We start from the raw sequence: 21,142 nt of genomic DNA, 5'->3' as shown, positions 1-21,142 counted from the left end.
TCCCAAACTCAACTGCATCAGACTCGGGGGGAATTAGAAAATTCCCAAACTCAACTGCATCAGACTCAAGGGGAATTAGAAAATTCCCAAACTCAACTGCATCAGACTCGGGGGGAATTAGAAAATTCCCAAACTCAACTGCATCAGACTCAAGGGGAATTGGAACACTCCCAAACTCAACTGCATCAGACTCAAGGGGAATTGGAACACTCCCAAACTCAACTGCATCAGACTCAAACGGAATTAAAGAGATCGCAGTCTCAACTGGATCGGACGCAGGAAGAATTGGCGCAATCGCACTCTCAAGTTTACCAAAGCCAGAAAAAATTAAAACAGTCGCAGACTCAACTGCATCAAACCGAGGCTTTATTAGAACAGTCGCAGACTCAACTGCATCAAACCGAGGCTTTATTAGAACAGTCGCAGACTCAACTGCATCAGAAGCAAGAGGAATGGGAGCGATTGCAGACGCAACTGCATCAAATTCAGGAAAAATTAGAACAATCTCAGACGCAACTGCATCAAACCGAGAAGCAATTGCAACAGTCTCAGACGCAACAGCATCAAACGGAAGAGCAATTGCAACAGTCTCAGACTCAACTTCATCAAACGGAAGAGCAATTGCAACAGTCTCAGACTCAACTTCATCAGACTCAAGGAGAATTAGAACTATCCCAGTTTCAGCAAGCTTTAGGCAACGATAAAGATGGACAAGACCAGATGCAGTACAGACTTTTAGTGTGGGAGGCGTGTCGCGCTTATCACAATAACGCTTTGATTAAGATGCGGGAGTGCTTGCAGCAATCTTTAAAATATACGCCTTTTTCAGGAACCCAAACTGTTAATGACTGGTTAGAGAGTTTGGCTAAGTTTTCCTCAGAAAAAGGTTGTGAGTTTGATACATATTCGCTGACTAACTCACAAGAGTGGAAACAATTAATGCGTCGAGCAGTTGGGGTTAAGCCAATACTAGGTAGAAGTCGATTTGTGGGACAGGCATAAAATAAAACTTCCGGTGAATCGCACCTTAGTCACCCAGTAGAGCCTTTTCTAATTTTTGGTAATACTGGGTAAAAAAACTAGGATCGAGTTCTATAGCCTTCAAGCAAGAAGCAACAGCTTCACGATTCCGAGCTTGTTTGGCTAGAACTCTGGATAAATTGTGGTGAGACCAAGCAAAATTAGAATCAACCTCAATAGCGTGGCGGTATGAACTAATAGCTTCTTCAAGATTTCCCTTTGCTGCCAGGGCATCCCCTAAGTTGTGGTGAGACCATACAAAGTTTGGGTTGAGTTCAATAGCTTGATTGTAGGCGGTGATAGCTTCGTCAAGAAAACTTTTTTGTTGAAGGACATCCCCTAAATTATGGTAAGATCCAAAGTAGTTGGGCTCGATATAAATAGCTCTTTGGTAGGCGACAATAGCCTGATCTAAATTACCTTGTTTTTGCAGAGCTTCCCCTAACTTATGGTGAATTTGAGCATCCTCTGGGTTAAGCTCAACAGCCTGGTGATACGACGCGATCGCGTCTTCTAAAGCATTTTGTATGACAAAAGCTTCCCCTAGCTTCTGGTGGATTTCAATATCATCCGATTTAATTGCAAGTGCCTTTTGATAACAAGGGATTGCCTCATCCACCCGATTTTGCTCTAACAAAATATCCCCTAATGGTATGTATAATTCATACTCGTCTGGCTTAATCTCCAGCATCTTTTGGTAAGTCTCCACATTCCTTGGATTAAGTTCGATCGCCTTGCGATAACACTTTATCGCCTCATCTAAATCCGACTGAACTTCTTGTGTAAGAGACGGGATACAAGATCGCTGTTGTAGAGCATCTCCTAAATGATAATAAACCACATCCGAGTCGGGGGCTAGCTCAATAGCTTTGCGATAGGAGTCTATCGCTTCGTCCCAGCGCTGAAGTTGAGCCAGAGCAAATCCTAAATGGTCTTGAGATTCAAGAGAGTTTGGTTCAATTTCGACACACTTCCGGTACTCAGCTACAGCTTCGTGCCACCTTTGCTGTGTCGCTAAGGCATCGCCTAAATGAAAGTATACGGTAGCAACGTTGGGGGCAAGAGCGATCGCTTTCCGATAAGATGCGATCGCCTCCTCCCACCGCTGCATAAGCGACAAAGTATGCCCCAAATAGTGGTGAACGATCGCCGAACCCGGTTCCAACTCAGTCGCCTTCGTGTAAGCCGCGATCCCCTCCTCCCATTTACCTTGTGCCGCTAAAGCCGTTCCCATTTTATAGTAAGACCAATGCAAATCAGGCTTCAATTCAATCGCCTTCCGGTAATAACCCATGGCTTCTGCTAATTCATTCTTGCCTTGCAAAGCTTCTGCCAACTTCAGGTACAAATCTCCCTCGCCCGGATTCAGCTCGATCGCCCTTCGCAAGCAATCAATCCCTTCATCAACCCGTCCCAACCTTGCCAAAACCTCCCACAAATTTTGGTAAGGCAAAGCCGATTCTGAGTCAAGCTCGATCGCTTTTCGCAAACAACTTATAGATTCATCCAGTTGGCCTTGCAAGCACAAAGCCTTTCCCAAACTATTGTGAAACTCGTAGAAATCCGGATATATTTCCACAGATGTGCGGTACGCAGCCACTGCTTCATCAAGATTGCCCTGCTCTTCCAAAACCTCCCCTAAATTGTGCCAATACCAAGCCGAATTTGGGTTGAGTTCGCAGGCTCTGCGGTAACTTTTCTCCGCCCCATCCCGCTGCCCCAATTTCACCAAAACTTCACCCAAATTCTGGTGATACCAGGAAAAATCCGGGTTGAGTTCAGTACAGCGCTGGTAGGCGGCGGCGGCTTCCTCTAATTTACCAGATTGTTTCAGGAGGTTGCCTCTATGAAAATAACTAGAAGCAGTCTCTTCATTCACTTGTAATGAGTTATTCATAATTTTGTACCGTAGATTTTATTTTTTTTAGCTTGGTCGAGGCTGGGTTTATAAGTACCTTGTATCTGACATCTTGCACCAATGTCAATCTTCAGGATGCTCGCGCGGGGTGGGGCGGGTTTTTTAGTCTTTGGGTATCCCTTGAAGCTATCGGTGAACCTGCCCCTACAGGTTTTTGACATTGGTGCCGTCTGGTGAATTGTATCGGTCTTCTGTCTGAGTCACAATCCTCTCGATCCCCCCTAGCCCCCCTTAGCAAGGGGGGGACAAGAGCGTTCAAAGTCCCTCTTCTTGAGTCTGAGTCACAATCCTCTCGATTTCCCTAGTCCAGGGCGGGTACGGGGGTGAACAATAAGCGTTCAAAGTCCCCCTTCTTAAGGGGGATTTAGGGGGATCGAGACTTTGGTGCAAACCAGAGAGACAGAGGGCTTTAGACTTAAGTTGACACCCTAAACTCATGGGGATGTTCCTAATTCGTCGGCCGCCAATTCTCGTCCTCCAATCTGATACCGCTGTCTTGACAAGCTCTGGTTAAATGAGGGCTGTAGTAAGGGTCATTCTCAATATATTTTTGCCACCTGCTTTCCATCAGCTTCGATTCCTTCCTCAGCCGCTCTTTCTTTTCAGGCGAATCCTCGTAACCCCGGCTTTTAGATTCGTGGTGGTAGAGAACTACATGAGGCAGGTAAATATTGCGATACCCTTTCTCTAGCATTTTCAAACACAAATCCACATCATTGTACGCCACTGTTAGCTCTTCGTCAAACCCCCCAATACTCTCAAATACTTCGCGGCGACACATTAAACACGCAGCAGTTACGGCTGAAACATTGTTCATGCCTACCACATTCCCGAAATACCCTGGTATCGATCGCGGCATATGGTAATAACTGTGACCTGCCACTCCGCCGCCGAGTCCCATCACCACTCCCGCGTGCTGGATTTTGTTATCTGAGTATATCAACAAATTGCCCACAGCCCCGATCGAGCTTCTCTGAGCTTCTTCAACCATCCCGTCAATCCAATCGGGAGTAATTACCTCTGTATCGTTATTCAAGAACAGCAAGTAATCTCCCTCCGCTTTGCTAGCAGCGTAGTTGTTAATCTTAGAGAAATTGAACGGAATATCGAGGCGATAACTTTTAAACCTCGCTGATTCCTTAGCCGTCCATTTAGCCAGAATTTCCGCCGTGTGTTTCTCTTGACTGCCGTTATCGAGCACGATAACTTCGTAGTTGGGGTAGACGCTCTTAGTAAAAATAGACTCCAAGCAATTGTCCAAAACATCCCCCAAATCCCGCGTCGGAATAATGATGCTGACCCGCTTGTAATCCGCTATTTTGTAGCGTGCAATAAAGTGTCCCAAAAAGTAGGGAACACCTTCAATTTTCCCCGGTTCGCCCCGGCGTTCGATCGCCTCTTGCAAAGCTTTTTGCCCTGCATCATAGGCATAGGGTTTAGCATCTACACCGCCAGCAGCCGAACCCGCGTGCATTCTCCAGTGGTAAAGAATTTTAGGGATGTGAAAGATTTTGTCAGTTTTTTCCGTAAACCTCAAAACCAAATCATAATCCTGAGCTCCCTCAAAACCTGGTCTAAAACCGCCAATTTCATTAATTAGCGATCGCCTGTAAGTTCCCAAATGGCAAGTGTACATCCGAGATAAAAATGAATCCGGACTCCATTCTGGCTTGAAGAAAGGATTTATCAGTTCCTGATCTTGGTAAATCTTGTCTTCATCTGAATAAATCATGTCCGCTTCCGGGTGGCGGTTCAGCAGCAGCACCACTTCATACAACGCCTCTGGTGTCAGCGTATCGTCGTGGTCTAGCAAAGATACAAATTCACCCGTCGCCAACTCCAAAGCAGAATTAGAACAGTGAGAAATGTGACCGTTTTTGGTTCTGTAAGCTACTTTGATCCGGCTATCTTTGGCTGCATATTCTTGCAAAATTTGCTTGACATGAGTCGCGGTTGATGCGTCATCCGCAATGCACAATTCCCAATAAGGATATATCTGATTGAGAACTGATTCTATTGCCTCCTGCAAATAATTTTCTGGCGTATTGTAAGCCGGCATGACAATGCTAATCAGCGGCTTGTAGTTAAAGATTTCTAATGTTTCCGCCATCTTCCGCAAGTCAGCTTCTCTGGGGCTGTTCTTAGCGCGCCACTTCGTGTAAGCTGGGTCTTGACCGAGGAATAGCGAATCTCGCAAGTTTTGATAATCCAAACCAAAAAGTTTCGGATCGAGTTTGCTCGCCGTCTGATAAGCTTCCAGAGCTTCCGAAAGCTTGTCTTGTTTAGCTAAAGTTTTTGCTAAATTGTGGTACGACCAGCCAAAGTCAGGAGCAACCTCGATCGCTTTCCGATAAGCAGCAACAGCTTCATCAAGCCGACCTTCTTGTTGATATACATCCGCTAAGTTGTGGTGGGACCAAACAAAATTTGGATTCAGTTCTGCTGCTTTCTGATAGCTTTTAATAGACTCATCAACTTTACCGATCCATTTCAGGACATCGCCTAAATTGTGGTGAGTTCCAAAGTAATTGGGATTAATTGAAATTGCTTTGCGGTAGGCGGCCACAGCCTCGGCAAATTTACCTTCTTCTTGCAGAGACGCCCCTAATTCGTGGTACTCCGCAGCTATCCCAGGGGTGTGTTCGATCGCATTTACCGAGTGTCCATGAACAGCGCGATCGCTCTTTTCCGCTGCCCTACTTACACCCTTTTTTTTTAACACCTCTTCCAGCAGCGCCGAAATCCCCCGATCGTCCGGCCGAATCTGCAACGCCATCTGATAAAAGACGATCGCCCCATCCGGCCAATTCTTCCGCACCAAAGCATTAGCCAACTCAACATAAAGATCAGCATCATTCGGCGCAATCTCCAGCGCCTTGTGATACAACTGCACGTCATCACGATTATCCTGAATCGCCCGCCGATACAAACCCATAGCATCCTTCAAATCCCACTGCGATCGCATCCTCAAAGCATCAGCCAACTTTTGCGAAAGCCACGGCAAATCCGCCTGAATCTCCGCAGCGTGGCGGTAAGCGGCGATCGACTCATCCCACCGTTCCAGCTTCTCAAAAGCCGTTGCCATGTTGTAATAAGTCCACGGAAAATCAGGATTTAACTCGGCCGCGCGTCGGTAAACATCGATCGCTTCCTCCCACCTTTCCATTTCTAGCAGCACGTCGCCTAATTTGCTCTGCGACCAGAAGAAATTCGGATTAACTTCGTTAGCACGCCGGTACGCAACAACCGCCTCATCCCAACGTTCCAAATTCACCAGGGCTTCTGCTAAATTGTTATGCGCCCAAAAATGGTCAGGATTGAGTTCGATCGACCTTTGGTAAGCCGAAATTGCCTCTTCCCACCTTCCCAGTTTAATCAGCGAGTCTGCTAAATAGTTGTGCGACCAACTGAAATCTGGATTTAATTCTGTTGCTTTCCGGTAAGACTCTACAGCTTCTTCCCACCGTTCCAACTTCAGCAACACATCGGCTAAATTGTTGTGCGACCAGCTAAAATCTGGATTTAATTCGATCGCCTTGCGGTAAGCATTTACAGATTCTTCCCACCGTTCCAACTTCACCAGCGACTCAGCTAAATTGTTGTGCGACCAAGAAAGATCAGGATTGTTTCTAATGGCATTAGTGTAAGCTTCTACCGCCGCTTCCCACTGTTCTTGACCCTTAAGAATTTCGCCCAATTCGTGATAAGCTGCGCCAGCATTTGGGTTCAACTCAACCGCGCGCCGGTAACACTCAATTCCCTTCTCTACCTTACCTTGCTCGATCAAAGTTTTGGCTAAATTTTCGTGTTCCTCAGCGGTGCCGGATTTGGGGTCGATCGCAAATGCTCGATACCAAGCCTCAGCCGCCTCCTCCGACTTGCCTAACTGCGTCAAAAGTTTCGCAAAATTGCGAAAAGCACCTGCAAAATCCGGTTTCAGGGCGATCGCCTTTTCGTAAGCAGAAACCGCTTGCTGCCACTGTTCTTGCTGCGCGCAAATGCTGCCGTAATTAGCGTATGCTTCGGCAAAATTTGGGTTAATTTCTATTGCTTTGACATAGCAACTTTTAGCTTCATCAATTTTGCCGCCAGCTTGCAGGGCGTTGCCCAGCATTTTGTAAAGCGGCGCTTCCGGCTTAATTTGCAGCGCTTTCTTGCAAGCAGAAATTGCCTGTTCCAATTTGCCTTGAGCAAAATAGCCTTCTGCTAGTATTTTGTATGCTTCTGGATCTTCTATATTAATTGTAGAATTAACTGCCTGCTGAACTGGCGGCTTAACTGGCGGCTGCACTGCCTGCTGCACTGGTGGCTTAACTGCGGTTGCTGCGGGCTGCTGCTTAACTGCACCGTTTGTCGCCGTTGCACCCGCCAAAGTTTCCTGTCCCTCGCTGCCATTTCTCGCATTAGCTGCGTTCAGTTCAATAGCTTTGCGATAATATGCTGTCGCTTCCTCTAACTTGCCTTGTTTTTTGAGCGCTTCGCCCAAATTTTGGTAAGCAGTTGCCACATTAGGATTTAATTTTATGGCGCGATCGTAACAGGCGATCGCTTCGGGAAATTTTTCCTGCCGAAAAAAAGCGTCGCCCATATTCAAGTGTTCCCCCGGCGCTACTTTTTCCGGTTCCAAACTAAATGCTTGATACCAGCAATGCTGGGCTTCTTCCGGTTTGCTAATTTGTCCGAATACTTTTGCTAAATTCCGGTACACTCCCGCGAAATTCGGCTTAATCGCGATCGCCTTTTGATAAAATCCGATCGCCTCCTGCCATTTTTGCTGCTGCGCGCCCAGGCTGCCCAAATTCGCATATACTTCCGCAAAATTCGGTTCTATTTCAATCGCTTTAGCGTACCAGTGCCGCGCCTCTTCCATCCTGCCTTGAGCTTGCAGCGCGTTGCCCAAAGTCTTGTAAGCTGGTGCAAAATTGGGGTGAATCTTCAAAGCTTGCTCGCAGGAGGCGATCGCTTCTTCTATTTTTCCTTGGGATAAGTATGTTTCTCCCTGTTGGTTAAATTGAACCGCTGTTGATTCTGTATTCACTGTTGATGGCATATGGGCGGCGGCTCCAGAGGCAGGAATTAAATAGGGTAGTCAAAACGTTTCACAATTATACTCGCGTTTGACACTAACAATACCGGACTTGTTCCCCCAATTCTTAATTTTTTTGATTCCCGGTGCTGGCGAGGAACCGGGATTCTCGGCTGATTTTTTGGATTTTACGGCTAAATATGTACGAATCAGCCCGGTTTCTGGCTTCTTTGCGCGCCAGTCCCGACCTTTTTAGCTAAAGAGTCGATCGCAGGTTTTGTAAAGCAAAGTAAACACTGCCGGTTTTTGCTTGTGGGATGATTGCTGGTGGTGTGGAGGGGAACCCGCCTAAAAAGATATTACGGGCTAGCTCTAAGCCCACCCCACAAGAAAGTAATTCACTGTTTGTGGAACAGGCATCTTGCCTGTTTCTGAGCAGGGCGCAAAATGTGCGATCGAACCCAAACGAGAATAGCCTTTTTAGCAAAAAACGATCGCCCTTTTGGGAGAAAGCGATCGCCCTTTTTTTTCAAGAATTAATTAGTTAACAACTATTAGCAATTACTAATTAAGCTGCTGCGGCTGCGGCTGCGTCTTCTTCTGCGTCTTCGGCTTCAGAACCTGCTTGAATTCCCAGCACGCTAACAACCACCTGATCTGGTTCGCCGAGAGCTACCACTCCCGCAGGCAAAACTAACTCGTGAATGTGCAGCGCATCCCCAACCTTTAAATGAGAAATATCTACTTCAATTGCTTCAGGAATGCTGTCAGGTTTGCACTTAACTGCCAGTTGCGTCAGCACGGTATCCAAGATGCCGCCTTCTAACTTGACGCCGACAGGTTCGCCGACAAAACGCAGTGACAATTCAACTTCCAGGCTGTCTTGAGTCGCCACGGAGAAAAAGCTCAGGTGGTAAGGATAGCCCTTCCAAGGGTGAACTTGAACTTCCCGGAGCAAGGTTTTTCCGCTCCAAGAGAGGTCGGGAATGCTGAGGTCAATTAGGGCATTGTTGACTACGTGCTTTTTGAGCAGGTGTTCAACTGTTTTGGCTTTGATGGTAAGGGAAATGGATTCAGATCCTTTGTGACCGTAGAGGACGGCGGGAATCAATCCAGAGCGGCGGAGGGCGTTAGGTTTGCTGCCTTCTGCCCGCTTTTGACATTCTACTGCGAGTTCCATTTTATGACTTTCTGTTGATTGTTTTTACATTTTACCAGAATTGTGATATTGTGATCGCGCTCAATTAAATTCGCTGAAGGTATTGATAATTTTCGTTTTCCACACACTTGAGCAATTCCAGCATTTTTCTCAAACGGTACGTTCCTGCTTGATACTCTTCTTTTGAAGGGGAATCACCCAGCTTAGTAAGAACTGCATCGCTTTCACTGATGATTGCTTCGCTGAAAATTTTCTTGAACTGCTGGCGAATATCTTGATTTAATTCAACTAAAGGCAGAATTACATTTTCTTCATCTAGGTGAATTTGGGTTTCGATGGATTCGCCACCTATTTTTGAAAATGCTGATTTGGCTAACCACTCGTAAGTAGCTGCTGTTATTCTTACACTATCGGACGGTTCACCATTGGCTGAATAAAAACTGATGTTAAACATTGGGATTACTCCTGCTACTAAACATCTAGAAACTCGTTCAAAGGAATATTTTCTGCATAAGCTATACCTGCTTTTATAAATTTTGCCTTGCCAGGTCCAGAAATTCTATCGGCACTTACAACTGCAATGACAGTAGCAGTATCAATAATTTCATTAACTGCTTTTCCTGAAAGGTATGTGGTTTTGATTTCTATATGCGGTAAGTTTGTTTTTCTTTCCTCTAAGGTGGACTGTGAATCTTTGATATTTTCAATCGTGTATTGATTATGAATATCCCGGATTATTTCTTTTACTTGCGAGGCCTCATTTGGAGCGACAATCAAAATGTCTCCTTTCGGATCGTTGCCAGTAGTTCTCTGGGATGCAATGCCAGCTTCAGCTAACTTTCCGATTACCCAGCCAACCAAATCTCGATGAAGGGTTAGTTGGTAGATCAGACGATCTTCATCGGTCATTGGAGCCTCGTCACACATGAGATAGACCCTTTTTGTCTATTATAACTAAACCTGTTATGATTGTGCTGCTACTGGCGTACCGTCAGCAGAGAGCAAAGCGCGTTTCGGGCCGTGAATGGGGTCTTCTACAATGATAGTTTGGTCGCGGCTCGCACCGAGAGAAACAATTGCGATCGGCACTTCCATCAAATCTGCCAAAAACTTCAGATAATTCAAAGCTTGCGGCGGTAAATCTTCCAAATTCCGGCATTCTTCCGTAGACTGTTTCCAACCGGGAAGGGTTTCGTAAATAGGTTGGCACCGAGCAAAGATTCGGGAACTTTTCGGGAAATCAACACATTTTTCGCCGTCAATTTCGTAAGCAACGCAAACTTTTATTTCTTCTAATTCATCCAAAACATCTAGTTTGGTAATTGCCAGACAGTCAAGGCCGTTGATGCGGACTGCGTAGCGGCCGATTACTGCGTCGAACCAACCGCAGCGGCGTTTTCTGCCCGTTGTCGTGCCGAATTCTGCACCTCTCTCGCCCAAAACTGCTCCTATTCCATCTACCATTTCGGTAGGGAAGGGGCCTTCTCCGACGCGGGTTGTATAAGCTTTTGCTACGCCAATTACGCGATCGATCGCTGTTGGGCCGACTCCGGTTCCCACACAAGCACCGCCAGCGATGGGATTGCTGGAAGTAACGTAAGGATAAGTACCATGATCTAAGTCTAATAAAGTGCCTTGCGCGCCTTCAAACAGAATATTTTTCCGCTTGTAAATTCCCTCATAAATCTTCAGGGAACTATCAACTACGTGCGGCCGCAAACGTTCCGCATACACCCGATATTCATCAATTACATCTTGCGGATTTAAAGGCGGCAAATTGTAGAGTTTTTCGAGAAGGACATTTTTACAATTAATCGTCCATTCCAATTGTTCTTGCAACCCTTCCAAGTCCATTAAATCTAGCATCCGAATGCCAGTGCGTTCCGACTTGTCGGCGTAAGTAGGGCCAATGCCGCGTCCCGTCGTCCCGATTTTATAATTTCCCCGCTGCGTTTCCGATGCTACATCAATTAATCGATGATAGGGCATCGTCACGTGAGCCGTCTCCGAAATCATCAGCGAGGTTGTCGAAATATTCAGTGCCTCTAGCTGATCTAACTCTGCAATTAAAACTTTAGGGTCGATGACGGTGCCACAGCCGATAATACACTCTTTATCAGGGTAGAGAATCCCGGACGGAATTAAGTGCAGCTTGAAAGTCTGACCGTTTACTACCACGGTGTGACCGGCGTTGACGCCCCCTTGGTAGCGGACAACGATATCTGCGGATTTGCTGAGCAAATCGGTAATTTTGCCTTTTCCTTCATCGCCCCACTGGGCGCCGATCACAACTACGTTAGCCAAGGGTTTCTCGCGTTCAGTTCAGGTTGACACAATCTCCGATTATGTATGAATGCGTCCCAAATGTCAATCAATTTTAGATTTTAGATTTTGGATTTGAGATTTTAGATACGGGCATGGGGCGTGGGGCGTGGGGCGTGGGGCGTGGGGCATTGGGCATTGGGCATTGGGCATTGGGCATTGGGCATCTCCCAAAAAGCCTGTTTTGAACAGGCAAGATGCCTGTTCCACAAGAATTATCGGAGATGTCTATTGGGCATTAGGCATTGGAACTCACAAATAACCAATGACTAATGACTAATGACTAATGACTGCTGACTACTGACTACTGACTAATTAATTTTTGTTAACATTGAGAAAATAGAGGCTTGGTTGCCATGACTTTACACGCTGAGTTGCACCGCCATCTGGGTGGTTCTGTCGTTCCTAGGGTGCTGTGGCGGTATTTCGATCGCCACAATGCTGAGATGGTTAATCGATTTCAACAATACTCGGAGTTTGAAGAGTTTTACACTCGTCCGCGCAATACTCTCAATGAGTATTTAGAACTGCACACGCTGGTAGAAAGCGTTCAAACTGTTGAAACTTTGCCTTATTTTATCTATCGGTTGATGCGGGGCGCTTACGTGTTTGAAAATCTGGCTTATTTGGAGTTGCGCTATACGCCTTATTTGCGGACTCCAGAACATTTAAATCAGTCAGAACGCATTGATTTGATGGCAGAAATTGTACAGGTTGTGGGCAAGGCAAGTCAAATTAGCGATTGTCCGATTGTTACCAGCCAAATTTTGTGTATGCACTCGCGTTTACCCTATGAGGTGAATCGGGCGATCGTAGATTTGGCGGCCGGGATGGGAGAATATGTTTGTGCGATCGATATAGCTGGCGGCGATGATTGTATTGGCGAGCGTTTGGAGGAGTTTGTCGGATTGTACCAGTACGCGAGGTCGATCGGCATCAAAACTACCGGCCACCTCTATGAAACTACCTCTGGCTGTTATCCCGAACTTCTGCCTTATCTGATGCGTATCGGCCACGGGATTCAAATTCCGTTAAAATATCCCGAACTGCTGCCAGAAGTCGCGCGCAGGGGTCAATGCTTGGAAGTTTGCCCGACTACCTATCTCAAAACGGGCACGTTGCAAGATATGCGCGAATTGAAGGTTGTGTTCGATCGATGTTTTGAAGCTGGCGTCGATATTGCCATTTGCACCGACAACGCGGGATTGCACAACGTGCGATTGCCTTTCGAGTACGAGAATTTGTTAACTTTGGATATCATTGATTTTCGGCAGTTGCAAGCGTGTCAAAATGCCGCTTTCCGCCATGCTTTCGCGTGGCCCTACGGAGAGCAACCGGCCCAAATGCTAACTGGTTTGTTGCAGCATGAGTCTGTCGGTGCGATCGTTAATTAAAGAATATCTATTTAATGAACCGCGAAGGAAGAGAAAGAGGAAGATAGGCAGATATTTTCAGGTAAAAACTCTACTTGGAAATGAGAAAAACCTCTTTCTTCTCTTCCTTCGCGCTCTTTGCGTCTTCGCGGTTCGTTTAAAAAAGATATTTGTAAAATTATAATAAGCGTCGGGCGATCGGCAATCCGTAGCAAGTTATAGTTTGAAGGCAGAATCCTCAATATAAAAAGATAAAAAAACATGACAAATATGGACGCTTACTGGATGCCATTCACTGCCAACCGACAGTTTAAAGCGAATCCGCGAATATTGGTTTCGGCAAAAGATATGCACTTTACAAGCGATGATAACCGCTCAATTTTAGATGGTACTGCGGGGCTGTGGTGCGTGAATGCAGGACACGCCCGCGAGACAATTGCCGAAGCAGTTAAACAGCAAGTTTTGCGTTTGGATTACTCCCCGGCTTTTCAGATGGGACATCCGGGTGCTTTTGAATTGGCGGAACGTTTGGTAAAGATGATTCCGGGCAATTTCGATCGCGTTTTCTTTACTAATTCGGGTTCTGAATCTGTAGAAACTGCTTTAAAAATTGCGATTGCTTATCACCGGGTGAAAGGTGAAGGAACTCGCCAAAGATTAATCGGTAGGGAACGCGGCTATCACGGCGTTGGTTTTGGGGGAATTTCTGTCGGCGGTATCGGTATAAACCGCAAGTTTTTTGGCAGTTTGCTCACGGGAGTCGATCATTTGCCTCACACTCACAGTCTCGAACACAATGCTTTCAGCCGCAAACAACCGGAATGGGGAGCACATTTGGCCGATGAATTGGAGCGGATTGTCGCTTTGCACGATGCGTCGAATATTGCAGCGGTAATTGTGGAACCGGTGGCTGGTTCTACAGGGGTTTTGATTCCGCCGAAAGGTTATTTGGAGCGGCTGCGGGCGATTTGCGACAAGTACGGAATTCTGCTGATTTTTGATGAGGTAATTACCGGGTTCGGACGGCTAGGCTCTAGTTTTGCAACGGAATATTTTGGGGTGGTTCCCGATATTGTGACGGCGGCGAAAGGGATAACTAACGGTACGGTGCCGATGGGGGCGGTGTTTGTGAAAGAAGGCATTTATGATGCTTTTATGAATGCTCCTGAAAATGCGATCGAGCTTTTTCACGGTTATACTTATTCTGGTCATCCTCTGGCTTGTGCGGCTGCTTTGGCGACGCTGGATATTTATGAGGAAGAAAGGCTGTTTGAACGGGCAGACAAGATGGCTGGTTACTGGGAAGATGCGGTGCATTCTTTGAAGGGGGTGCGGCACGTAATTGATGTTCGTAATCTGGGATTGGTGGCGGGTATTGAGTTGGAATCTATTGCTGGGAAGCCGGGGAAACGGGCTTTTGATTGTTTCTTGCAGTGCTATGAAAAAGGGTTGCTAATTCGCACAACTGGTGATATTATTGCTTTGTCGCCACCGCTGATTATTGAGAAGGAACATATCGATCGCCTTGTGGAAATTTTGACAGGGGTTTTGCAGGAGATGGAGTAGGAGTTAACGAACCGCGAAGACGCGTTCGGCGAAGCCGTTCCCGAAGGGTAGGACGCGAAGGAAGAGAAAGAAGAAGATGTTTTCAGGTAAAAACTCTACTTAGAAATGACATCAAATTCGTTGGTATCGGAATTATTTATCTCTCTCTTTTCTTCCTCTGCGGTCTCTGCGGTCTCTGCGGTTTAATTATTCCGAAACAACCGTAAACGATATGAAAAAGACCTCTCTCTTTCCTTCCTTCGCGCTCTTTGCGTCTTCGCGGTTCGTTCAAAAAATTGAAAAGCGCTATAATAATTGACAACTAACGACGAATGACGAATAACTATGGTGCAATTAACTGCAAAAATCTCTGCTAACGAGTTAGCAAATTTGGCTGTAGATTTGATTCGGAAAACAGGTTGCGAGTACGGTGATGTGCGTTTTTGCAGTTATCGAAGGCAGAATCTTTACGCGCGCGATCGATCTTTAAGCAATTTGTCAGATAATGTAAGTTCCGGTTTTGGCGTGCGGGTGCTTCTAGACGGCGCTTGGGGGTTTGCCGCCAGTCACAGCAAAACACCCGCAGAGGTTGCAAGAATAGTCGCTTTGGCTGTAGAAATCGCTAAAGGCAGCCGCTTGACTCAGAAGGAACCGGTGCGGTTAGTGCCTGTGGAAAAATATGTCGATACCTACATTACTCCCATTGCCATTGACCCTTTTTCTGTACCAGTTGCTGAGAAAGCCGAACTGCTGCTAACTATCAACGAGAAGCTGCTAGCACACGGCGCACAAGGCATCAAAAAAGCTTCTTCTTTTTTGCAGTCCAGCCGCGAAGACAAGGTTTTTGCTTCTACAGAAGGCTCGCTAATCGAACAAACAATCTACCGCAGCTATGCTGGTTTTGACTGTACTGCAATTGCGGGCGGCGATGCCCAAAGTCGCAGTTACGAACGCCCGCCGCTGAATATCGGTTACGAACATATTAATCCCGATGATTTGTTGAGTCAAGTCGAAAGAGTTGCCGCTGAAGCTATTGAGAAAGTGGCTGCTCCCAAACTCCCGGCTGGTATTTGCAAATCGCTGATTCTCAAACCGACAAATTTGTTCTTAACTATTCACGAATCTGTCGGACATCCAACTGAATTAGACCGGGTTTACGGCTACGAATCTAATTTTGCTGGCACGAGCTTTGCTACTACTGATAATTTAAATAAACTGCAATATGCTGCACCTTGGGTTAATTTTAAGTGCGATCGCACTCAACCGGGTGGCCGCGGTACAATGGGTTACGATGATGAGGGCGTAAAATCACAAGATTGGTACGTTGTCAAGGATGGAATTTTAGTTGATTATCTCACTGACAGAGAGACGGCTTATCGCCTCGGACGTGCCAGCAGCAACGGTTCTGCCTACGCTGACAGTTGGTCGAGCGTACCGATGGTGAGAATTCCCAATTTGGGATTGGAACCGGGCCCGGATGGCGGCAGCCATACTGCTACTTTGGCCCAGATGATTGCTGATACCGAAGACGGGATTTTAATCGACGGTATTGGTAGTTATTCGATCGACCAGCAGCGGCGCAATTTTCAATTCGGCGGCGATGCTTTTTGGAAGGTGGAAAAAGGTAAAGTTGTCGGTATGTTGAAGGATGTAACTTATCAGGCGATGACTACTGATTTCTGGAATCAAATAGATGCGATCGGGCCGGCTTCGGAGCTGGTTCAGTGCGGTACTCATATATGCGGAAAAGGCGAGCCGGTGCAGGTTGCTCAGATGACTCACGCTTGTGTGCCGGTGCGAGTGAGAGATATTCAAATTGGGGGAAATTCTTAATTAGTTTGTAGGTTTTTAACGTGAAAATTCCACCGGATGCTATAATACCAGAAGCAAAATTAACGCGCTATCTACTTGTTTTAAAAGCGCAAGATGACAAGTCAAAGTTTCTGAGTCAGGGTGGTTTTAGCCAAGATAACCCAGAAGCTTTGTTAGCAGCCATCCAGTTTTTGATAACCTCAGCAGATGCCGTAGAAGATGGTGCTAATGAATTCGGAAAGTTTTTTCGCGCGGAAGGTGAGCTGCCAGGAGTTAATGGACGTAATTTAGTAGTTGTTACAATTTGGTTGCAGTGGCAAATTGACGGAAGTTTTCATTTTATTACTCTCAAACCGAAAAAGGAGTCTCGACGTGAAACTTGAACTTTACCAGCGTGTAGCATTGTGTCGGGATATACCGCTATATCAGCTAAAAAAAGGCGATGTAGCGATGCTAGTCGATCGCGTACCTCACCCAAACGAAGGCGAAGATGGCTGCGTTCTAGAAATATTTAATGCTTTAGGAGAATCGATTTTAGTTGTGGCTGTCTCCCGTTCAGAGGTGGAACTTCTGCGAGCAGATGAAGTGTTAGCCGTTCGCTCTTTAGTACAGGCTAGTTAACCGCTGTAGCGCGGTTCAATATGTTTTCAAATACCAACAAATTTTCCTAGCATTCTAGCTTATGCTCGTAACATCTCCCGCAATTTTAAGTGAAGACCAAGCCTTATCTTTACTAGAAAAAGCAGTCAAACAATCGGAAGCAGAGGAAGTATTTGTCAGTCTCTATACTGGCGAAGAATCTCTTTCCCGCTTTTCGGAAAATCAAATCAGCCAAAATATTAGCAAAACTGTATTTAGCCTGAGCATTACTAGCTATTTCGGCAACAAAAGCGCCTCTGCTGCTGTTACAGAATTTGATGAAGATGCGATCGCCCAAACCATCAAGCGATCGGAAGAATTGGCCCGAATTGCGCCGGCAGACCCCGAATGGATGCCGCTGCTGCCGCCTCAAACCTACGATTTGCGATCGCCCGCCTTCGACACAGCAACGGCAACTGTATCGCCTCTAGCACGGGCCGAAATGGTGCAGCAAGCGTGCGCGAGATCCTCCCAGGGGGGGGCTCACGGTTCGGGCACTTTGAGCACTGAGGCGTCGCTGTACGCGATCGCCTCGTCAACCGGACTCCGCGCCTGCAACCAGTCTACAGAGGCGGATTTCAGCTTTACTGCTCGCATTGACAACGGTTCTAGCTGGGCTCAGAGCACTGCTTGGAGTATCAACGAATTGCCCATCGCCCAATTAGCAGAACAAGTGCTCGATCGGGCGATCGCATCCCGCAACCCCCGCGAAGTCACTCCCGGCATTTATCCGGTAATCTTTGATGGTGCTGCTTTTGCGGATTTGCTACCGTGGGTAATTTGGAGTTTGGATGCGAGGGCGGCGGATGAGGGGCGATCGTTTATGTCGATCGCCGATGCAGAGGGAAAACCAGCGGGAAACCGTGCGGGGGAACAACTTTTCAGCCCGTTAGTGCAAGTGCAGCGCGATCCGGCTCATCCTTTGCTGCGATCGAATACTTTTTTCGGCGACGGATTAAGCAATAACTATTTGGAAATCATCAAAGATGGCGTCCCTCAAAGTTTGTCTTATTCCCGCTACTGGGCCGCACAAAAAGGCAAAGAGGCAAAAGGTGCTTATTACCCGATCGTAATGACAGGTTCCGACCAAAGTTTAGCAGATTTAATTGCTCAAACCGAGCGCGGAATTTTCGTCAGTCGAGCTTGGTACGTGCGCTACGTGAATCCGAAAACATTGGAAGTAACGGGAATGACTCGCGACGGTACTTTTTGGATTGAGGATGGCAAAATTGCTTATCCGATTAAAAACCTGCGTTTCAATCAAGTTTTACCTGATATGTTGCGCGATGTGGATGCAGTTAGTGCGGTGAAGCGTTATGGCGGTAGTGTTGTGCCCGGAGTGCGCGTGAAAGCTTTTAATTTCACCAGTATTACTGACAGTTTGTAACTCGCACATTATACCGTAGGGTGCGTCGGCATCCTACAATCTGCAAATTAAATCTAAAATCTGGCGGCGATGCACCCTACAAGATAAAAATGCCTCAACTAGATATACATCCAGTTAAAAATCAACAAGAATTAGAAGAGATGTTTTACCAGCGGTGGCTGGTTTTGCGATCGCCTCTAGGAATGGAGATTGGTAGCGAAAGGGATAATCACGAAGATGGTGCTTTGCATTTAATTGCCATGTGCGATCGCAAAATCATTGCTTCAGCCCGACTGCGAGAATTATCCCCAAAATTAGGAAGCATCAGCTACGTTGCCGTCCTTCCTGAATTTCAAAATCAGGGAATTGGCACTAAATTGATTAAAAAATTAATCGCCAAAGCTCAGGAAAAAAATCTCAAAACTTTGAGACTTATGTCTCGCATTAATGCCATTAAATTTTACCAAAAACTCGGATTTTCCGAACAAGAAAATCCCTTTGAGTACCTGGGAATCCCGCACATATTTATGCAGTTAGAAATTTAATCACCGGCACATCCCACCTTATTCTTCAGTCCGCGCAGGCGGACTTTGTTTGTCTAGAAGCGATTTCAATCGCCGAATGATAAAGAGGGTAGCTTACAAACTTTAACTCCTCCTTTTTCGAGTAAAAATGGATATTTTCTACCGAATATTTGACAAATTCCGACTCTTTTGTAGCACCGCAGGAACCTTTGAGTCGAACAGTTTTTATTTCATCTTTTACCAAATTGGCGCGATAGGTGTACGTACCGTCGGCTTTCTCAAAGGTAATTTCAGCTAAAAAAGCATCATTTTTTGTGTCTAAATCGAGAATTTTGCTGGCGACTTTGTAGTTAAACCAATCCCACCCGTAAAGCACGATCAATTCTCTTTCCAAAACTTGGATAGGATTTGGCAAAATTCCCCAACCACGATAAACTTTATTCAAGCATTCGATATCGCCAGTTCGCGTTAAAATAGATTGGAACGACGCGCGATCGAGATTTCCGTAATATCTGCCATCAGGCAAATCGATCGCAGTCGGTGCAAAGCGGTGTCCGCCAAAGTGACTGGCTCTCCAAACGCGAACATCATTCAATTTTAACTCAGAAGCTAAAGCAGTTGCTTGGGCATAAAAAGGATTGCCGTATCTCGCACAACACATATCGTGACTGCCATGAGTGCAAACCAAAATATCTCTAGTTTGCTTGTTTTCGGTTTCGCAACCAGGGACTTCTCCAGCTAAATAGCTTTTGATAATTCCCGCTACTTTATCAAAACTATCTACATTAAATTCATGCTTTTCGTAACCGCCAAAAAGTTCCCGATCTTTATTCTCATAAATCAAAACTTTGCGCTGATTTGCACATTGAGTTCGATAGTTATTTATCAACAAAAATCGGATTTTCTGTTTTGAATGTTCTACTTCCTCTACCAAATCCTTGAGATTTTGGGAAATTTGTTTAGAATTAAACGCTTCAGATTCCCAAGGTAAACAACATTCAATTAATATATAGGTTTGGTAGTTACTGCCGCTACCAATAATATCCTCTTGAACGCATTTAGAAGCATCAGCACAAAAAAACTTATCCATCATTGTTTAACTCATTGTATGTGTCAGAAATTGCTCTTTTTACAACCCATTTATAAGAACTCATGTTCTTCTCCAGTTTTAACCAACAAAAATAATTCCTTCAATTACCAGCCTCGACAAAAGTGGCACTACATCTATTTCCCAATCATAATCCGGCAACCAATCCATAACATCTTCCCCAGTAAAAAACTCCGTACTAAATAAATTGTCCATAAATTTAGCTGTGACTCCTCTCAGTGATACTTCTTTACCTGCAACAACTATTTTGTATCCGCCACCATCAGATAATTCGTGAATTCTCACCCGCTGAAACTTGGGAATTCTAAACTTGGTTTGCACACCATAGGGAAAAATATTGAATCCTGCTTGATGGGGCAAAGAATATTTGGCAACAGGTTTTCCTAAACTGTCCAGATAAGTGCTATACTCATCTGCAAGATTTTTACTGTTTGCGTAGCGGTGCAGTTCAGCAATTAAACTGTTGACATTTGCATTGATAGAATCTGCGTTTGTTCGTAGCGGTAAACTTTTGCGCCAATCTGATTGTTCGCGCAATTCGCTAACCAACCATTCTAAAAAGTCAATTCCGGTTTTGCAATGTATTCCTAATGTTAAATGCAGCGATGGTTCTTCGCAAGCAACTGCATAATGCCAATGTCCGCGCGGTATGTAAAGCACATCCCCTGGATGTAAAATACAGCTTAAATATGCTTCGGTTTCTGGCGGTGGAAAAGATGATGATTTTTGATCTTTCAGCGGATACTTAATTGTGTCTTCAAATACATACCATTGCTTGATTCCGTCTACTTGCAATATAAAAACTTCGTGGGTGTCGTAGTGGGAGGAAAATCCTTGTTTTTCCGGCCAGGAACAGTAGGCATTTACTTGATTCCCATAGCCAAAATCGGATTTTATTTCCGCTGCAAAGTGAGCGATTTCTGGAATTAGTTTGTGTACTTCGTTGATAATTAAAGTTGCTCCCGATTGGCAGGATTTGATGAGATTTTCATTGGCGCTTTCTTCGAGGACTTTTCCTCCTATTGCTAAGCGGATGTCGGGGTATTTTAATTCGTGAAAGTTGAGAAGGTAGTTCAGTTTTTCCCAGGAAAATAAATGTGAAAAGTCTTTTTTGCCTTCGCTGGGAATTACAACTGCTTTGTTTGTCCAGTTGTCATTTAGAAAATCTTTGAGATTGTATGGTTTGAGTAGATTCGCTAGCGATCGCATACAGTTTATTAATAAATATTTGCAATAAACTTTAAACAATTGAATAATTGAGGACAGGCGCAAAGCCTTGTCCTCAATTATTCCACACTTCCCGACAAACAAAAGTAAAATCTATTACTTC

General features: G+C 45.5%; 15 protein-coding genes and 1 pseudogene. 8 read left to right on the top strand and 8 right to left on the bottom strand.

The features are described 5' to 3' along the window. Positions 1-1,002, top strand: a pseudogene (locus QUA43_RS19515) (hypothetical protein); the annotation flags it as partial. Between the two features lie 25 nt (positions 1,003-1,027). Here the strand turns inward: QUA43_RS19515 and QUA43_RS19510 are convergent. The 6 genes from QUA43_RS19510 to QUA43_RS19485 all read right to left on the bottom strand — a co-directional run bounded on the left by QUA43_RS19510 (position 1,028) and on the right by QUA43_RS19485 (position 11,427). After that, positions 1,028-2,917, bottom strand: coding sequence for a tetratricopeptide repeat protein (locus tag QUA43_RS19510; protein WP_333375959.1), 1,890 nt, complete (start codon positions 2,915-2,917; stop codon positions 1,028-1,030). 469 nt (positions 2,918-3,386) lie between these two features. Beyond that, a complete protein-coding gene (locus tag QUA43_RS19505) occupies positions 3,387-7,988 on the bottom strand; it encodes a tetratricopeptide repeat protein (RefSeq protein WP_333375958.1) in 4,602 nt (1,533 codons plus the stop codon). Positions 7,989-8,532: 544 nt separating this feature from the next. After that, positions 8,533-9,144 (bottom strand): 50S ribosomal protein L25/general stress protein Ctc, encoded by a 612-nt coding sequence (locus QUA43_RS19500; protein ID WP_333375957.1) that lies wholly within the window; start codon positions 9,142-9,144, stop codon positions 8,533-8,535. A gap of 64 nt (positions 9,145-9,208) precedes the next feature. Next, on the bottom strand, positions 9,209-9,577 hold the full coding sequence (locus tag QUA43_RS19495; RefSeq protein ID WP_333375956.1) for a hypothetical protein: 369 nt from the start codon (positions 9,575-9,577) through the stop codon (positions 9,209-9,211). A 17-nt stretch (positions 9,578-9,594) separates the two neighbouring features. Then, positions 9,595-10,032 carry a hypothetical protein gene (locus tag QUA43_RS19490; RefSeq protein ID WP_333375955.1) on the bottom strand — a complete coding sequence of 146 codons (438 nt, stop codon included), beginning with the start codon at positions 10,030-10,032 and terminating at the stop codon, positions 9,595-9,597. 54 nt (positions 10,033-10,086) lie between these two features. Beyond that, the gene (locus QUA43_RS19485; protein ID WP_333375954.1) at positions 10,087-11,427 is read right to left on the bottom strand and encodes an adenylosuccinate synthase; all 1,341 of its coding nucleotides are present in this window, start codon (positions 11,425-11,427) and stop codon (positions 10,087-10,089) included. 374 nt (positions 11,428-11,801) lie between these two features. Here QUA43_RS19485 and QUA43_RS19480 point away from each other — a divergent pair, with 374 nt between their 5' ends. From QUA43_RS19480 to QUA43_RS19450, 7 genes are all read left to right on the top strand, one after another. Next, positions 11,802-12,839, top strand: a complete 1,038-nt coding sequence (locus QUA43_RS19480; RefSeq protein ID WP_333375953.1) for an adenosine deaminase — start codon at positions 11,802-11,804, stop codon at positions 12,837-12,839. Between the two features lie 240 nt (positions 12,840-13,079). Continuing rightward, on the top strand, positions 13,080-14,384 hold the full coding sequence (locus tag QUA43_RS19475) for an aspartate aminotransferase family protein (protein WP_333375952.1): 1,305 nt from the start codon (positions 13,080-13,082) through the stop codon (positions 14,382-14,384). Positions 14,385-14,708: 324 nt separating this feature from the next. Continuing rightward, positions 14,709-16,196 carry a TldD/PmbA family protein gene (locus QUA43_RS19470; protein WP_333375951.1) on the top strand — a complete coding sequence of 496 codons (1,488 nt, stop codon included), beginning with the start codon at positions 14,709-14,711 and terminating at the stop codon, positions 16,194-16,196. Between the two features lie 20 nt (positions 16,197-16,216). After that, on the top strand, positions 16,217-16,558 hold the full coding sequence (locus QUA43_RS19465; RefSeq protein WP_333375950.1) for a DUF6883 domain-containing protein: 342 nt from the start codon (positions 16,217-16,219) through the stop codon (positions 16,556-16,558). Then, positions 16,548-16,796 carry a DUF4926 domain-containing protein gene (locus QUA43_RS19460; protein WP_333375949.1) on the top strand — a complete coding sequence of 83 codons (249 nt, stop codon included), beginning with the start codon at positions 16,548-16,550 and terminating at the stop codon, positions 16,794-16,796. The genes QUA43_RS19465 and QUA43_RS19460 overlap by 11 nt, the downstream gene beginning before the upstream one ends. 61 nt (positions 16,797-16,857) lie before the next feature. Continuing rightward, positions 16,858-18,201, top strand: coding sequence for a TldD/PmbA family protein (locus QUA43_RS19455; RefSeq protein ID WP_333375948.1), 1,344 nt, complete (start codon positions 16,858-16,860; stop codon positions 18,199-18,201). Positions 18,202-18,290: 89 nt separating this feature from the next. Beyond that, on the top strand, positions 18,291-18,725 hold the full coding sequence (locus QUA43_RS19450; protein WP_333375947.1) for a GNAT family N-acetyltransferase: 435 nt from the start codon (positions 18,291-18,293) through the stop codon (positions 18,723-18,725). Positions 18,726-18,750: 25 nt separating this feature from the next. Here QUA43_RS19450 and QUA43_RS19445 read toward each other — a convergent pair whose 3' ends face one another. Both QUA43_RS19445 and QUA43_RS19440 read right to left on the bottom strand, forming a co-directional pair. Beyond that, complete coding sequence (locus QUA43_RS19445) at positions 18,751-19,797, bottom strand: sucrase ferredoxin (protein WP_333375946.1); 1,047 nt, start codon at positions 19,795-19,797, stop codon at positions 18,751-18,753. A 75-nt stretch (positions 19,798-19,872) separates the two neighbouring features. After that, on the bottom strand, positions 19,873-21,021 hold the full coding sequence (locus QUA43_RS19440) for a JmjC domain-containing protein (RefSeq protein ID WP_333375945.1): 1,149 nt from the start codon (positions 21,019-21,021) through the stop codon (positions 19,873-19,875). Between the last annotated feature and the right edge of the window lie 121 nt (positions 21,022-21,142).

Origin of the sequence: Microcoleus sp. N9_B4 (assembly GCF_036701635.1) — a bacterium.
Classification (GTDB): Bacteria; Cyanobacteriota; Cyanobacteriia; order Cyanobacteriales; family Microcoleaceae; genus Microcoleus.
The sequence above is the reverse complement of the archived record's forward strand: the minus strand, read 5'-3'. Positions and strand labels throughout refer to the sequence as shown.

What these genes read in the sequence shown, in the direction of transcription:
- QUA43_RS19490 (WP_333375955.1), bottom strand. Translation starts at nt 10,032, where the DNA reads ATGACCGATGAAGATCGTCTGATCTACCAACTAACCCTTCATCGAGAT.
- QUA43_RS19455 (WP_333375948.1), top strand. Translation starts at nt 16,858, where the DNA reads ATGCTCGTAACATCTCCCGCAATTTTAAGTGAAGACCAAGCCTTATCT.
- QUA43_RS19450 (WP_333375947.1), top strand. Translation starts at nt 18,291, where the DNA reads ATGCCTCAACTAGATATACATCCAGTTAAAAATCAACAAGAATTAGAA.
- QUA43_RS19505 (WP_333375958.1), bottom strand. Translation starts at nt 7,988, where the DNA reads ATGCCATCAACAGTGAATACAGAATCAACAGCGGTTCAATTTAACCAA.
- QUA43_RS19470 (WP_333375951.1), top strand. Translation starts at nt 14,709, where the DNA reads ATGGTGCAATTAACTGCAAAAATCTCTGCTAACGAGTTAGCAAATTTG.
- QUA43_RS19445 (WP_333375946.1), bottom strand. Translation starts at nt 19,797, where the DNA reads ATGATGGATAAGTTTTTTTGTGCTGATGCTTCTAAATGCGTTCAAGAG.
- QUA43_RS19510 (WP_333375959.1), bottom strand. Translation starts at nt 2,917, where the DNA reads ATGAATAACTCATTACAAGTGAATGAAGAGACTGCTTCTAGTTATTTT.
- QUA43_RS19440 (WP_333375945.1), bottom strand. Translation starts at nt 21,021, where the DNA reads ATGCGATCGCTAGCGAATCTACTCAAACCATACAATCTCAAAGATTTT.
- QUA43_RS19500 (WP_333375957.1), bottom strand. Translation starts at nt 9,144, where the DNA reads ATGGAACTCGCAGTAGAATGTCAAAAGCGGGCAGAAGGCAGCAAACCT.
- QUA43_RS19495 (WP_333375956.1), bottom strand. Translation starts at nt 9,577, where the DNA reads ATGTTTAACATCAGTTTTTATTCAGCCAATGGTGAACCGTCCGATAGT.
- QUA43_RS19480 (WP_333375953.1), top strand. Translation starts at nt 11,802, where the DNA reads ATGACTTTACACGCTGAGTTGCACCGCCATCTGGGTGGTTCTGTCGTT.
- QUA43_RS19475 (WP_333375952.1), top strand. Translation starts at nt 13,080, where the DNA reads ATGACAAATATGGACGCTTACTGGATGCCATTCACTGCCAACCGACAG.